The sequence below is a fragment of the Paenibacillus sp. 276b genome (genome assembly GCF_900107875.1).
Taxonomy (GTDB): domain Bacteria; phylum Bacillota; class Bacilli; order Paenibacillales; family Paenibacillaceae; genus Paenibacillus; species Paenibacillus marchantiae.
In genome coordinates, this window is sequence record NZ_FNRR01000004.1 from 193,145 (window position 1) to 208,555 (window position 15,411).

Annotated in this window: 13 protein-coding genes; 12 read left to right on the forward strand and 1 reads right to left on the reverse strand. The window is 47.0% G+C overall.

What is annotated here, in order from left to right; genetic code table 11:
- Positions 1 to 12 precede the first annotated feature (12 nt).
- The 12 genes from BLV50_RS20095 (at position 13) to pstB (ending at position 14,389) form a co-directional block, all read left to right on the forward strand.
- Positions 13 to 1,521, forward strand: coding sequence for an ABC transporter substrate-binding protein (locus BLV50_RS20095; RefSeq protein WP_090809616.1), 1,509 nt, complete (start codon positions 13 to 15; stop codon positions 1,519 to 1,521).
- Between the two features lie 100 nt (positions 1,522 to 1,621).
- On the forward strand, positions 1,622 to 4,285 hold the full coding sequence (locus tag BLV50_RS20100) for an endo-beta-N-acetylglucosaminidase (RefSeq protein WP_090809618.1): 2,664 nt from the start codon (positions 1,622 to 1,624) through the stop codon (positions 4,283 to 4,285).
- A 325-nt stretch (positions 4,286 to 4,610) separates the two neighbouring features.
- Positions 4,611 to 5,618, forward strand: a complete 1,008-nt coding sequence (locus tag BLV50_RS20105) for a zinc-dependent alcohol dehydrogenase (protein WP_090809620.1) — start codon at positions 4,611 to 4,613, stop codon at positions 5,616 to 5,618.
- 12 nt (positions 5,619 to 5,630) lie between these two features.
- Positions 5,631 to 6,458: a sugar phosphate isomerase/epimerase family protein gene (locus BLV50_RS20110; protein WP_090809622.1), complete on the forward strand. Its 828-nt coding sequence runs from the start codon at positions 5,631 to 5,633 to the stop codon at positions 6,456 to 6,458.
- Between the two features lie 50 nt (positions 6,459 to 6,508).
- Positions 6,509 to 7,378, forward strand: a complete 870-nt coding sequence (locus BLV50_RS20115; RefSeq protein WP_218135413.1) for an AraC family transcriptional regulator — start codon at positions 6,509 to 6,511, stop codon at positions 7,376 to 7,378.
- Between the two features lie 70 nt (positions 7,379 to 7,448).
- Positions 7,449 to 7,880 (forward strand): RrF2 family transcriptional regulator, encoded by a 432-nt coding sequence (locus BLV50_RS20120; protein ID WP_072734667.1) that lies wholly within the window; start codon positions 7,449 to 7,451, stop codon positions 7,878 to 7,880.
- Positions 7,881 to 7,949: 69 nt separating this feature from the next.
- Complete coding sequence (locus tag BLV50_RS20125; protein WP_090809626.1) at positions 7,950 to 8,816, forward strand: aldo/keto reductase; 867 nt, start codon at positions 7,950 to 7,952, stop codon at positions 8,814 to 8,816.
- Between the two features lie 280 nt (positions 8,817 to 9,096).
- Entirely contained in the window at positions 9,097 to 10,491 is a 1,395-nt protein-coding gene (locus BLV50_RS20130; RefSeq protein ID WP_256336614.1) for a stalk domain-containing protein, read from the forward strand.
- Between the two features lie 55 nt (positions 10,492 to 10,546).
- Positions 10,547 to 11,410: a phosphate ABC transporter substrate-binding protein gene (locus tag BLV50_RS20135; protein ID WP_063565318.1), complete on the forward strand. Its 864-nt coding sequence runs from the start codon at positions 10,547 to 10,549 to the stop codon at positions 11,408 to 11,410.
- 107 nt (positions 11,411 to 11,517) lie between these two features.
- Entirely contained in the window at positions 11,518 to 12,486 is a 969-nt protein-coding gene (gene pstC / locus BLV50_RS20140) for a phosphate ABC transporter permease subunit PstC (protein WP_063565319.1), read from the forward strand.
- Positions 12,483 to 13,391, forward strand: coding sequence for a phosphate ABC transporter permease PstA (gene pstA / locus BLV50_RS20145; RefSeq protein WP_090809628.1), 909 nt, complete (start codon positions 12,483 to 12,485; stop codon positions 13,389 to 13,391). The genes pstC and pstA overlap by 4 nt, the downstream gene beginning before the upstream one ends.
- 242 nt (positions 13,392 to 13,633) lie before the next feature.
- Positions 13,634 to 14,389 carry a phosphate ABC transporter ATP-binding protein PstB gene (pstB, locus tag BLV50_RS20150; RefSeq protein WP_090809631.1) on the forward strand — a complete coding sequence of 252 codons (756 nt, stop codon included), beginning with the start codon at positions 13,634 to 13,636 and terminating at the stop codon, positions 14,387 to 14,389.
- 65 nt (positions 14,390 to 14,454) lie between these two features.
- On the opposite strand, the gene BLV50_RS20155 is transcribed toward pstB, so the two are convergent.
- The gene (locus BLV50_RS20155) at positions 14,455 to 15,333 is read right to left on the reverse strand and encodes an SDR family NAD(P)-dependent oxidoreductase (protein ID WP_079697346.1); all 879 of its coding nucleotides are present in this window, start codon (positions 15,331 to 15,333) and stop codon (positions 14,455 to 14,457) included.
- Between the last annotated feature and the right edge of the window lie 78 nt (positions 15,334 to 15,411).

Here is a 15,411-nt window from a genome sequence, read left to right on the forward strand (position 1 = left end):
AGGGGGATACACATGAAGAACAAAAAGACCAAAAAAATGGTTCTGCTCATGGTTACTTTACTGCTTGCATTTTCTACTGTTCTAGCAGGCTGCGGTGGCAGTAATACCAATGATACAAGCGGGAATGCGGCATCCGGGGGAGAATCCGGCGATAAGGACACGGTGAAGCTCAAGGTATATCTGATTGGTGGTCCACAGCGCGATCTGCCAATGGTACAGGAAGAAATGAACAAATACTTAATGGAGAAAATAAATACAACCGTCGACATCACGATGATTGACTGGGGTGATTATTCCAAACGTATGCCAGTCATTACCGCTTCGGGCGAAAATTATGATATCGCTTTCACTTCTTCCTGGGCTTATGATTATCTGCCAAATGCCACCAGAGGAGCATTCCTGCCAATCAATGATCTGTTGGATAAGTATGGTCAGGGCATTAAAGAGCAACTTGATCCACGGTTCCTTACGGGATCGCAGATCGGTGGCCAAAACTATGCCGTGCCAGTGAACAAAGAGTTGGCTTCGCAATGGGTATGGCGCTTCAACAAGCAGTACGTTGATAAATACAACATGGACATCACCAAGATTCGCACATTAGAGGATCTGGAGCCTTACCTGCAGCAAATTAAGGATAATGAACCAGCCGACATTACTCCGCTGGCTGTTCCGAAGGGCTTTAAGCCTTATCTGGCGTTCGACTTCCTGTTGGGTGACGAATTCCCGGTTGGTATCAACATGAATGGTGACACTGGTAAATACGTTAATGTGTTGGAATCCGAAGAGCTGAAAAGCTCGTTGAAAACCATCCGTAAATACTATCAGGCAGGTTATCTGCGCAAGGATGTAGCGACACTGGAAGGCATCGACAACATCAAAACAGGCAAATGGTTTGTTGACCGTGAACAGACACAGCCGTACGCCGAACTGGGATGGTCCAGAAGTGCGGGCTATGATATCGTGACTACACCGATGCAGGATCCGGTTATTTTCACTGGTTCGGCAACAGGCGCTATGCATGCAATCTCGGCGAACTCCAAGAACCCTGAACGGGCTATGATGTTCCTGAACTTGCTGAATACCGATCCATATCTGCGTAACCTGATCAACTACGGCATTGAAGGAACACATTACAAAAAGATTTCGGATAATGTCATTGAGGATCTGCCAGCGATGAAGGACGGATTCCAGATGCCTGGCTTTGCCCTGGGTAACTTGTTCCTGACCTACATGCACAAGGAAGATCCAGCAGATAAGTGGGAAGCGTTCAAGGAATTCAACAATTCCGCGAAAGTTGCTCCGAGCTTTGGCTTCAACTTCAATCCTGACCCGGTGAAGACGGAAGTGGCTTCCATCTCCGCCATCGTGAAGGAATTCTACCCATCCATCATGACGGGAGCTGTTGACCCGGATGAGCATCTGCCGAAAGCGATCGAGAAGTTGAAAGCGGCAGGTCTGGATAAAGTGATTGCAGAAGCACAAAAGCAATACGACGAATGGAAAGCTGCAAATCCAAAATAAGCCTGAATGATAAAGTAGACATGGAAACGTCTGTCCGGTTTGACGGGCGTTTCTTTTTTTACCCTGAGTGGATTGCCAAAATTGGATTGGAGGATATGGCATGAAAAAGCTTGGTTCGAGTCTCCTATTTGTAATATTGGTATGCGCTGTTCTTTCCTCAGCGGCCTTGGCGAAGCAACCTTATTCATCCTATTGGCTGCCTGAACAATTGCTTAACTGGAATCCAGCTTCCGACCCGGATGCGGCCTTCAACCGGAGCACCATTCCGCTCCAGAGCCGATTCACAGGCGAGGCAGTTAACCCGAACGCAACGAATGATCCCAAAGTAATGGCCTTGTCTGCGCTGAATCAGGGAACCAGTGGCGTTCCATCGCAGGGATCGGATAAATTCTCTGCAAATACGTTCTCTTACTGGCAGTATGTCGACAAGCTCGTATATTGGGGTGGCTCGGCGGGAGAAGGCATTATTGTGCCACCAAGCGCCGACACGATTGATGCGGCACACCGGAACGGAGTGCCAATCATGGGCACAGTGTTCTTCCCGCCATCGGTTTACGGTGGCAAATATGAGTGGGTGAAGCAAATGCTTCAGCAGAACAGCGACGGCTCCTTCCCCGCCGCGGATAAATTAATTGAGGTAGCAGAGTACTACGGTTTTGACGGCTGGTTTATCAACCAGGAGACTGAAGGTGGAACAGCCACTGACGCACAGTTAATGAAGACATTCCTCCGTTATCTTCAGGATCATAAGCCTGCGGGTATGGAGATCATCTGGTATGATTCCATGACGAAGGAAGGCAATATTTCATGGCAAAATGCGCTGACGGACCGGAATGCAATGTTCCTTCAGGATAACGGGAACAAGGTATCAGACAGCATGTTCCTGAATTTCTGGTGGAATGATCTTGGCAGTTCTGCGGCCAAAGCCAAAAGTCTGGGCAGATCACCATTTGAACTGTTCGCAGGTATCGATGTGGAAGCTAAAGGATTCGATACCAGTCTGAAATGGAATTTGCTGTTTCCTGAAGGGAAATCGGCTGTGACTTCCCTCGGCATTTATCGGCCGGATTGGTCGTACAACAGCGCGGACAGCATGACCGATTTCTTTGCCCGTGAAAATAAGTTCTGGGTAGGGCAGAACGGCAACCCGGCCAATACGTCGACAAGCCAGGCCTGGAAAGGGATTGCGAACAATGTGGTTGAATCATCGCCGGTGGACCAGCTGCCCTTCACGACCAATTTCAACACGGGCAGTGGCGAGAAATTCTATGTTGATGGCACACAAGTGCGGGAGACTGGATGGAATAATCGCAGTTTGCAGGACGTACTTCCGACATGGCGCTGGTTAGCAGAAAGTAAAGGCACGGCGCTGAAACCTTCTCTCGATTGGTCGGATGCCTATTATGGTGGCAGTTCCCTGAAGGTAGCCGGTGCATTAAGTCCAACGAATGCTACCCATCTGAAGCTGTATAAAACAGATCTCAAGATCGAGTCGGGTACTGAGCTATCAATTACGTACAAGACGCAGAGCAAGCCGGGCATGAAGGTTGGCCTCGCTTTTGCAAACCAACCGGACCAGTTCGTCTTTCTGGATGTGAAGAACGAGAAGGCAACCGACTGGGCGACGGACACGATCAATCTGACGCCTTACCAAGGAAAGCAGATTGCGGCATTGTCTTTGTATTTTGACAGTACGGAAACCGTATCGGATTATAACATCCATATTGGGCAGCTATCTATCCACAAGAACAAGAACAGTAATCCATCGAACCCTCTTGAGGCCGTTCAAGCATTGAATGTCACCCAATCCGATTTCCGCGGCGGTATTTACGGTGATGCAAGGTTGCAATGGAACGCGTTGAACGAGGAAGTTCAACAATATGAGATTTACCGTGTACTGCCCGACGGCAAAGAGACTTGGGTGGGTGCGACCGCCAATAACGTGTTCTATGTGCCTGAGATGAAGAGAATCAACGCGGAACAGGCGACTATACTGAAAGTCGTGGCAGTGAATGCAAAATATGAGCGCGGCCAGGCTGCCAGCGTGACCATTCAGTGGCCAGCGTATCCGAAGCCGGAAGCAAAATTCAAGGCGGATACAACACTTATCACACCAGGTCAGCAGGTGCATTTCACTGATCTCTCTTCCGAGGTGACGGAAGGCTGGTCGTGGACTTTTGATAATGGCAGTCCGGCTGTCAGCACGGAGCAAAATCCAATGGTAACGTATGACAAGGAAGGCACGTACAATGTGACGCTTACAGCTACCAACAGTTCGGGGCAGGATACAGTAACGAAGCAAGCTTTGATCACCGTAAGTAAGGGTGCTTCCGGGATCAAAAATGTCGCACTTGGCAAAACGGCCTCTGCCGACCATGCCTGCGGACCTGCTGAGGGTGCAGGAAAGGCAATTGACGGCAAGGTGACGGGCAACAGCAAGTGGTGCGCACTGGGTAACCAACCGCATTGGCTGCAAATTGATCTTGGCAAAGAACATCAAATCAGTGGTTTTGTCATCAAACATGCGGAGAGTGGTGGGGAGTGGTCTGGTTTTAATACGAGCGACTATTCGATTCAGGTCAGTGCTGATGGCGTGAATTGGTCAGATGTAGTTCATGTACAGGGGAATACCGCAGCCGAAACCTCGGATGCAATTGCACTGGTCAAGGCTCGTTATGTGAAGCTGAATGTGCTGAAACCTACGCAGGGTGGCGATACGGCAGTACGAATCTATGAGTTTGAGGTTCGGGGGTTGCAGCCGTAGTTTGCGGTTGAGAAGTGACAAGTGTAGCTGTGAAATTAGCAAAAAAGGAACCATGCGGCCAATCCGGTTTCAATGACGGCTGGATATCCCTGAAATATCCCGTCTTCTAATGGGGGGACCGCATTGTATCAGACTACGACTGAATAAGAATGAATTTGAGGCTCACAGATCATTGGATCTTGTGAGTCTTTTTACGTTTATGCTGTATTCGCTTACAAAGGTTTTAAAATCGTTGTTTTAGATAAAAAATCGGTTTTGCAATCAAAGACAATGCGAATGAAAAGTCTTATATTGTAGTTAAAAAGATAAGAAAGGAGTGAAGGTGATGAAGAATAGAAAGATCATGTTTGCTCGTCCGCTGCAAGTGGAAACGGTAGAAGAGGATTTTATTTTGCCAGCTCTAGGGGAGAAGGAAGTATTGGTAAAATTGATCTATTCCCTCATCAGTCCGGGAACGGAGCTGGCCATGTTATCGGGAAAAGAAGAGTGGGCCAAGCTTCCCGTATGTCCGGGGTATGCAAGTGTAAGTGAAGTGATCGAGGTGGGACAGGGTGTACACCATGTTCAGCCTGGGGACGTTGTGTTCCATTATGGTCAACATGCTGAATATCAAGTGGTATCCACAGATCATGTTTTCATCAAGGTACCTGAGCACTTGGATTTGAAGTGGGTTCCCTTCACCCGTATGGCAACCGTGGCATTCACCTCCGTTCGTGTATCCAATATTGAACTTGGGGACGTTGTTGGCGTGACGGGGCTTGGATTGGTAGGGAATTTGGCGGCTCAATTGGCTCGCCTTCAAGGTGCAACTGTGATTGGCGTGGACCTGTCACCAGAACGAATTCGAACTGCCCAGACATGTGGGGTTGACTATACGCTTCATGGCGGAGAAGATAAAGTAAAAGAAAAGATACATGCCCTAACGAATGGAGCAGGTGTATCCACTCATATTGAGGCGACGGGTGTACCCAGTGTAGGTGTTCAAAGTCTGGAGTGGATCGGGAAGCTGGGAGAGATTATTTTCCTGGGCAGTCCACGAGGCGAATATAACACGGATGTCACCGATATATTGAACTACTGCCACCTGTATGGACGAGGCTGTATTACGTTTAAGGGGGCACATGAATGGCGCTTCCCAGTTGAGCCGAACGAATTCGTTAAGCATTCCCTGGTGAGAAATTCGAACATTGTGTTTGAACTGATGTTAAAGAACAAGCTGCATATCGAACCATTGATCAGTCATGTGATGAAGCCGGATCAAGCGCAAGAAGCATATGAGGGACTGAGATTGAATAAAGACCAGTATAACGGTGTACTGTTTGACTGGTCCTAGGAGGAGATTGGGATGATTAGAGGGTTAACAAGAGCAGGCTTAGGGAACATCGAGTCCAATGAACAATATATTACGAATGCTGCAAAATACGGATTTCAGTCTGTAGATTTGAATCCGCTCTCATTAATTGAAGAGGTTGGCAAAGAACAGGCCAAACACCTGTTGGAAAGCAATCAGGTGATCATCGGTTCATCCGATCTGACCGTGGACTGGAGAACCACAGATGAACAGTTTCGTGAAGGACTTCAATCGCTGGTTCAATTGGCAGAAGCCTCCGCTTCGTTGAACTGTTACAGCTGTTGCACCTATATTTTACCTTCCATAGATCAGCCAGCAGCATCATTTATGGCGGCAGCTACCAAACGATTGAGATTGTGTGCAGATATCCTGGACGCATATGGAATTCGACTGGGCCTGGAGTTTGTGGGTTGCCATCATCTGCGTACTCAATGGAAGAATCCATTTATTTGGAGTGTGGAGGATACGCTTGACTGGATCGAAACAATTCATGCTCCCAATGTAGGTTTATTGGTGGATTCCTATCATTGGCATACGAATGGATTAAAGATTGAAGAGGTGTTGGATCTTAAGAAGGAACAGATTGTCCATGTTCATATCAATGATGCTTATGATCTGCCCATTGAAGAATTGCTGGATCATGAGCGTTTATACCCTGGTGAGGGAGTAATTGATCTGCAGGGATTCTTGAAGAATCTAAAAGCGATTGGATACACTGGCGTCGTATCTCAAGAGGTACTGGCACCAACGCCAACCGTCGATTCAAGTGAATTGTTTGCCAAGTCCAAAGCAGGCTTCGATAAAGTGTTTGCGAAAATATAACCGGATCAGTGAGAAGGCAGTTGGGAGGAATACATGTGTATGAGCCATGGATGAATAGCATTTCGCCATTCGTAAGAGCGGCAAGAATGACGGAATCATTTTCTTTGGCAGGGGAATGGATAGACCACGATCATGTGTATACATACATCGAACAAGGGGAAGCGGAGTTCTTCTTGAGTGGTGTGAAATACCTGGTCAAAGAAGGCGACATTGTGCTGATGCATCCATTCATGTCTCATATCATTCGGTCCACCTCCACGCAGCCATTGATTCAGTATATTTTTCATTTTGATCTGTACTATGAGGAAGAGCGTAGTTTATTGAAGAATACGAGTGCAGCTCATAGTGAACGACCTGATCTGGCGGATAGGGAAATGAAGCTGGCTTCCATACGGCCAATCTCTCATTTGCAGCTAGCCGATCGAATTGAATGGAAAAAGAGATTTGCGCTCATGCATAAGGAGTTTCAGGAGCAGCGGGGAGGATCTTCGTTAATCACGAAATCCATATGTTTGGAGTTGCTGCATCTGTTTTTCAAAAATCAATCCGAAGATCAGGACCAAGAGGGGAACATGACCAAGGGGTGGGCATTCATTGAAAAGTCGATTCGTTATATTCATGAATGCTACGCCGACCCTCAATTAAATAATGTTGCTATCAGTAGACATGTCGGTGTATCGACGAACCATTTATCGCATTTGTTCAAAAGCAAGCTGGGGATTACCCTTCATAAATATGTGACACATATCCGAATAGAGCAGTCCCAGAAAAGAATTATTGAAGGCACACATAATTTAACCCGGATTGCCGAGGAAGTTGGCTTTTCGAGTATTCATCTGTTCAGTCGGTCTTTCAAGGCTGCTGTAGGTATCACTCCCAGTAAATATGCAGCGATGAAATCGAGGGTGGAGTGGGAATAGGCTGATAGTTGCTAACTAAACATAAAAGATATATAGTATATTTAGAAAAGAAATAGTTAGGATGAATGCAATGGCATACTCTACAGCCTTATCACAGGGAATCTCCATTCTGCTCTACGTTCACGCGTACACCGAGAAGAACTGTCTTAACTATCTATCGACCAAAGTGATATCGGAGCAGCTAAATATTCCGGTTCCTACGACGGTAAAAGTCATTCGCAACCTGAATAACGCCAAACTGACAGTGGCAAAAGAAGGTGCCAAGGGCGGCATATTGCTTGCTCAGCCTTTATCGGAAATCACGATGTTGGATGTATTCCTGGCGGTTGAACCCGGCAAAGATTTGTTTAAAATTCATACCGATGTAACACTCCAGGGACAAGACGTGGATGACGTGAAAGAAAAGGTCATTCATCATCTTGAAGGTGCGGAGATCGCAATGCAGAATTATTTAAAAGACATACGGTTAACCGATCTGTTTCATGAAGAAAAAAAGGGTTAACCTCTTTTTTTGGCTTTAACTAGATATAATATATATCAAGTATATTACGTTTTGAGAGGAGCAGCTAAAATGAATTTGCATACAAAAGTGGTTGAAGCCAGAAACGGGGTTCCTATTCCCCAACTGGGTTTTGGGGTTTACAAAATAACGAAAGAAGCAGAATTTACAACAGCGACTCGCGAGGCCATTCAGGTCGGGTACCGACATTTTGATACTGCCCGGATCTATGGGAATGAGAAAGCGCTGGGAGCAGAGATCCGGCATAGTCCAATTCCGCGCGAGCAATTCTTCATCACGTCGAAAGTCTGGAATACGGATCATGGCTATGAAGCGACCAAGAAAGCTTTCCAGGAAACGATAAACAAGCTGGGTGTCGATTACCTTGACATGTATTTAATCCATTTTGCCTCGCCAAAGTATATCGAAACGTGGAAAGCCATGGAGGAATTATACGAGGAAGGCAAGATCAGGGTCATTGGGGTCGCGAACTTTGAGATTCAGCATCTGGAAGAATTAAGGAAGCACACGAAAATCTTGCCGATGATCAACCAGATCGAGACGCACCCGGAATTTCCACAGAACGAACTGCGTGCCTATATGGACAAACATCAAATTTTACATGAGGCATGGGGTCCACTGGGACAGGGGAATAAAGTGTTATTACAGCATCCGGTATTGAAGGAAATCGCTGATCATCACCATAAGACGGTGGCTCAAGTGATTTTGCGTTGGCATCTGGAACGGGGCGTCATCCTGATTCCCAAATCATCCAATCCAAAGCGGATCAGAGAAAATAGTGAAATCTTTGATTTTGAGCTGTCCGCTGAGGAAATGGAAAAGATCAACCGTCTAAACTCGGGTAAGAGGTATTCGATCCATCCGACAGGTTATATCGTGAATCCGATTTTTAATACATTGATGAAACTATTTATCTAGGAAAATAAGACAAAAAACGGGTCGTGGGTCATATTCCATCGACTCTTTTTTTGTATTTATGAAAACATTGACAATTCGTTAACAATTCCAGGATTTCCCGTTTACAAATCTCTCCTATAATTACAATCGTGATAGGTCATTTTTACTATGAACGTGGAAGTTGGGGGGATGAGCCGGACAAGCTCTCATAAAGACGATACATGCAGAATACCAGACAGCAGGGCATGACAAAACAAGGCAAATTAAATGGAATAGAGAAGGGTGACAAGAGCCAATGTCAATGAAAAAGGTGTTAGTGGTGTCCATGGTAGCAACAGTGTTAGGTACTTCTGTGGTTAGTGCAGTATCGGCTGCTCCTGCAGTGAAACCTGTGGCTAATGCAGCTCAGGTGCAAAATTCCACGCTTACAATAAACGGTAACAGCGTCGTCGTTCGTTCCATCGTTAAAAATGGGGAGACACTTGTGTCACTTCGTGATGTGATCAAAGCCATCGGCGCACAAGCCGAAGTACATAGCGGAACGACGGTGATCAAGCTGAATGATCACAGCGTGACGCTCCAAAACAATAGCAAACAAATCGTGGTAGATGACGTCAAAGTGAATCTGAATCAACCCGTTACTATCATCGGTGGTACAAGTTACATCGCTCTTCGTCCACTGGTGTCGGGCGTTGGCGGTACGATTGTCAAGCGAAACGGACTGCTTGAGATCAGTACAGTATCCTTGATCGATGAAGTCGAGAATCCTCGTTTTGCCGGAGCAGATAAGCTGATTGTTTCCAAGAGCGATAACAATGGCAGAAACGATTATCTCGTCAATACAACAAGCGGCAAATATGATCTGTTGTTAACGACAGACGGTGGATCGGATCTCGTTATTTCGCCAAGTGGTGATCAAGCGGCGTATACGAATGCCGAAGGAGCCGTTTATGTTATTGATCTGAAGACCAAGGCTTCCAAACTAATCACCAGCGACAACAGCATCAAGCCTGAGTTGGTATGGTCTGCTGACGGGAATGCAATCTACTTCCTGCAAGGGGATAAAGGGTCCGTGATTGCCAAGGTGAATCTGGCGGATGGGGCGATTACGAAAGTGGTCGAAGACAAGGTGGACTATAAGGAAAACCTGAATGTATCTGCTGACGGCAAGAAATTCATCTATACCGTAACAACACTTGGTACCGTAACTTCGGATACAACCAATGTGGATGAAGACAATGTCTCCATTGATTTCTCATCCAATCAACAGCAAATATTTTCGTATAACACAGCAGATTCAAAACCGGAGGCTGTGAAGCTCACAACATCAACTGACGACAAGGTATTTGTATGGTCTGCTGACGGACAAAAAGCCTACTATGTGAGTGTGCCTTCCGAAGACGGTAAAGCATCATTGCTGTCTGTGGATTCATCTCAAAAGTCTACGCCGGTGTATTCCGAGTACGATGTAGAACAAGCTATTCTGTCGGGTGGCATCTTGTATGTACTTGCGGCCCAGGATGACAGCAACAGCGTGATCCTTTCGATCGACCCGGTAACTGGAAAACAAACCAAGCTGTACACCGTATCTTCCGATGTATCCTCCATCGCGGTTGCCGGAACACAAATCTCTGTGGTTGAGAACGGCCGAGTTCTGGTACAAGCTGGCGGAAGCTGGAGAGCCGTTACGAAGTAATGTTTTATATCAAATATGATCACAAGCTTTTTAATTCGAGAGGAGTTTAATTAACATGAAAAAATGGATCAAACCCTTCACAGCAATGCTTATGGCTGTATCTCTGATTGGTGGACTGGGTGGCGCAACGACAGCATCAGCTGCCAAGAGCACAGAGAAAGGTAAAATAGTCATTAACGGTTCCTCCGCATTGCTTCCGCTGACACTTCAAGCTGCCAGCGAATTCAAAAAAGATAATCCAAAAGTTAAAATCTCGGCTTCCGCAGCAGGTTCCATCACAGGTCCTCAATCCGTTCGTAAAGGGATCGCGGATATTGGCGCTGTAGACTGGGATGCATCCAAAGATGTACCTGGCTTCAAGAAATTTGATGGCTTGGTAGCCAATCCGGTAGCTGTAACAGTGTTCACGGCTGTCGTTAATACCAATGTGGGTGTAAGCAATCTGACAACAAAACAACTGCAGGACATCTTCTCCGGCAAAGTGACAAACTGGAAGGAAGTCGGCGGATCGGATGCCAACATCGTTGTAGTTAACCGTAAATTTGGTTCCGGTACACGGGTTAACTTCCAACAAAAAGCTTTGGATGGCAAGGACTTCATGAGCAAAGGGGACAACTACAAAGAGGTTGGCTCCAGCGGCGATATGAAAACAACAATTGAAACGACACCAAATGCAATCGGTTATATTGACCTTCCGTATGTGACTAGCAAAATGAAGGCTGTATCCATCAATGGCGTGGCACCAACAGAGAAAAACGTCCTGAACAAAACATACAAAGTATGGGGTATTGGATATTACATGACCAAAGGTCAACCTACGGGAGCAACCAAAGCGTTCATCGAGTATATCCAAAGCAGCAAGTTCCAGAACGGTTCCCTGAAAAAACTGAAATTCATTCCGCTTGCTGCCGTTAAATAACGAAAGCTGCGAACGTCCATCATTCTCGCATTTCATAAGGAAAGGGATAGCCAGCTTCTGCGCACGGTCGCCAAGCTGGCTTCTCTATGTGAAAGGAAGAGCCCTTCATGATCGATTTAAATCCATCCACGAACAGCCCTGCTCCGAGTGAGCTTGGTTCAAGCATCGGCAAGGCTCCCGGATCGGGAACCCGGTTTGACCGTAAGGCGCGTTTAAGATGGTCCAATAAACTGTTTCGCATGGTCTGTATTGGCAGTACATTGTTCGTTTGTCTGGTTCTGTTATGCATTCTGGTCCTTATGCTTCGTACGGGCGTTCTGACCTTTGCGGATGTTTCGCTCAGCGAATTCTTTTTCTCTACCAACTGGGACCCGGAAAATGAGCATTACGGTGCGCTGACCTTTATTCTGGGAACGCTGGCACTGACGGGGCTCACGATGCTGTTTGCCATTCCAATCTCCGTCATCATTGCCGTGTTTCTCGCGGAAATGACGCCAAAATGGCTTCGCCATATTCTGCGACCCGTATTGGATCTGTTGGTGGGTATTCCTTCTGTGGTATACGGTTTCTTGGGACTGACGATTCTCATCCCCTGGCTTAGGGATATCAGTGGACATGATCTGGCGGACGGTTTGCTCGCAGCGTCCATCGTTCTGACGATTATGGTGCTGCCTACCATTAGCCGGATCAGTGATGATGCCATATCTGCTGTACCGAACAAATACCGGGATGCAGCTTATGCACTTGGTACGAACCGATTCCAAACCATAACTCGTGTGGTCTTGCCTGCTGCAAGAGGCGGAATCATGTACGCCGTCATTCTCGGGATGACTCGTGCCATTGGAGAAACGATGGCGGTGGTGATGGTCATCGGCAATACGGCGCAGCTCGCTAACAGTCTGTTTACACCAACAGCGGTGCTGACAAGTAATATTGTCATGCAAATCTCAAGCGTCGAATTCGATTCCACCTGGAATCACGGGCTGTATATGATGGGCTTTATCCTGCTTGCCATTTCCATCTTGATGATTGTAGCCGTAAGAATGCTTCAGAAGAAAGGGGGACGCTACTCATGAGTATGAAGAAACAGGCGAACGCTGTCCCCGCCTATTCGTTCGGCAAACGCAGAGGTGCATCCACGCTGATGGACCGGATTTTTACGGGCATGGTATGGGGTGTAGGGATTATCGCCATTTTATTCATTGTTGGACTGTTATTTCTTCTTCTGGAAAAAGGGCTGCCTTTGCTGAGCTGGGACTTTCTATACGGTGTTCCAAGCGAGATTGAAGAAGGAGGAGGGATTGGGCCGGCGCTGTTCAACTCGTTCTATGTGCTGATTCTATCCCTCCTGATCTCGATTCCCATCGGCATGGCGGCCGGGATTTACCTGGCGGAATTTGCTCCAAACAACAAACTTATGGAGATCGTGCGGATTTGCGTGGAGGGACTGTCTTCTGTTCCATCCATCATCTTTGGATTGTTTGGTATTGCCCTGTTTGTGGAGTTCTTCGAAATTGGTCTTACCATTCTGGGCGCCGCCGTCAGCCTTGCCTTTCTGAATCTGCCTGTGCTCACCAGGGTAACCGAGGAATCGGTCCGAGCAGTTCCGGTTGAACTTCGTAATGCGTCCTTTGCACTTGGCTCTACCCATTTGCAGACGATCCGTAATGTATTGCTGCCGGTGGCTATAAACGGAATCATGACAGGCATTTGCCTCACGGCAGGTCGGGCATTCGGTGAGAGTGCCGTCATTATTCTGACCGCAGGGGTATCTACATCCGGGGAAATGTGGGACTTCAATTTGCTATCGCCAGGAGGAACCCTTGCTGTACATCTGTGGTACATTCAATCCGAAGCGATTGTGCCCGATGCCGAGGAAATTGCGCAAAAGACAACGGCCGTACTGATCTTTGTGGCCTTGCTCATTAATATTCTGTTCCGTGTGCCAATTTGGCTGAATGCACGCAAAAATCAAGCCTGATAGATCAGAATGATGGCAATTAGTTGAACTATGCATTTACACGAGAACGTAGAGGAAAGAAATAAGCTGGAGAAGCGGAGCGTTCGCCTTTATACCCGGATTTTCACCTAATTAAAAGGGAATGAAAAAAATCTGGGGATAACAGCGATCGGAAGGTTGTTCTGTCATCGGAGTGGCAAGTGTAAATATGTTTAGTTCAACTTCCAGCAATACATTCAAATTCAACACCGGGAGGAACTATTGTGCGGTCAATCATTGAGATCAACAAATTGAATTTATATTACGGTCAGTTTCAGGCGCTAAAGGATGTTTCCATTGAAATTCCGGAACGGGCCATTACCGCTTTTATCGGACCGTCCGGTTGTGGCAAATCGACGCTGCTGCGAACCCTCAACCGCATGAATGACCGGATACCTGGCACACGGATTGAAGGTAAAGTGGCCGTAGGGGGAACCGACATCTACAGTGGTGAAGTTCATGTGGAAACTATTCGAAAGAAGATCGGTATGGTTTTTCAGCAACCGAATCCCTTTCCGAAATCCATCTACGATAATGTGGCCTTCGGTCCACGACAACACGGCATTCACAGCAAAAAGAAGCTGGACGAAATCGTGGAACAGAGCCTGCGCTCTGCTGTCCTGTGGGATGAAGTAAAGGACAACTTGAAGCGTTCCGCGTTAAGTTTATCCGGAGGACAACAGCAGCGCCTCTGCATCGCACGTGCATTGGCAGTGGAGCCGGACATTCTTCTTATGGATGAGGCTACGGCATCGCTTGATCCCGTCTCGACCTTCAAGATCGAGGAGTTGGCTCATGAGTTGAAGGAACGTTATACCATCGTGATGGTCACACACAATATGCAGCAAGCAGCTCGGGTCTCCCAGCAGACGGTGTTCTTCCTGAATGGCGAGGTCGTGGAATACTCTGCGACCCAAGATATGTTCGCCGAGCCCGTTGATTCGCGTACACAGGACTATATTAGTGGTCGGTTTGGTTGATTTTGAATCGGCAAGAGGTGGAAGTCTTTCAGATAGTTATCTGGAAGGCTTTTTTCTGTTTTTGATTAGTTCAACAGACCACGTTGCTCCAGTAATTGTGTCGTAACCTTCCACAGCTTGTTTTGCATTCCAGCATCTCCGCCCGGATACACAGGAGTAATGGATGCCCCGCTTCCAACATTGAAATATCCTCCCGAAACCTCACTATATTCCGATTCCACTGCCAAACGAGTCATGATGTTCGCACCCCGCCGTGGGTCGCCGATATGCAAAAACGTTAGAATGTGCTCAAGCACACTCGCAAACCACAACTCTCGTCCGAGACCCGTAACATTAAAACCTGGATTCAAAGCATTCACTCGGATTCCAGTTCCATCCCAGTGACGGGCAAGTTCGCTAGTAAACATAATATTCAGCAGTTTGGTTTTGCCATAGATGGCGGAGGAGCCGCGTGCAGTAAAGGGATCGGTATCCGTTAAGTCATCGGGCAGCACCAGTGTGCCATGATTCCGCGAGGCTTCAGATGCAACATTGACGACTCGAGCGTGGCCTGCCCGAATCAGGGAAGAATGCAATGTGTGCGTTAGCAGCCAAGGTGCCAAATAGTTCACGGCGATCATCTCGGCAAACCCTTCGGAAGTGACTCTTTGTTCAAAAGCATGAAGACCCGCATTATTCAAAAGTACATCGATACGCGGATAAGCGGCTGCGATTTCAAGCCCTATACGTTTTACATCGCTCAGTAAGGACAAATCTCCAAAGAAAAAATTGATCTTGGCGGATGGCTCAATTTCCCTGATTTTGTTTCTGGTGGTCTCGGCGCGTTCTTCGCTTCTGGCTGTGAGTACAAGATGTGCACCGCGTTTGGCAAGTTCAATGGCGGCAAGCTGCCCCAGTCCACTTGTTGCTCCGGTAATTACAATAATGGGTTGTGTTGTTCTCATAATGAGGTCTCCTTTTGACACGAATAGGATCGAATTATATAATGGACATAAATCAACTATATAATTTAATTGATATTT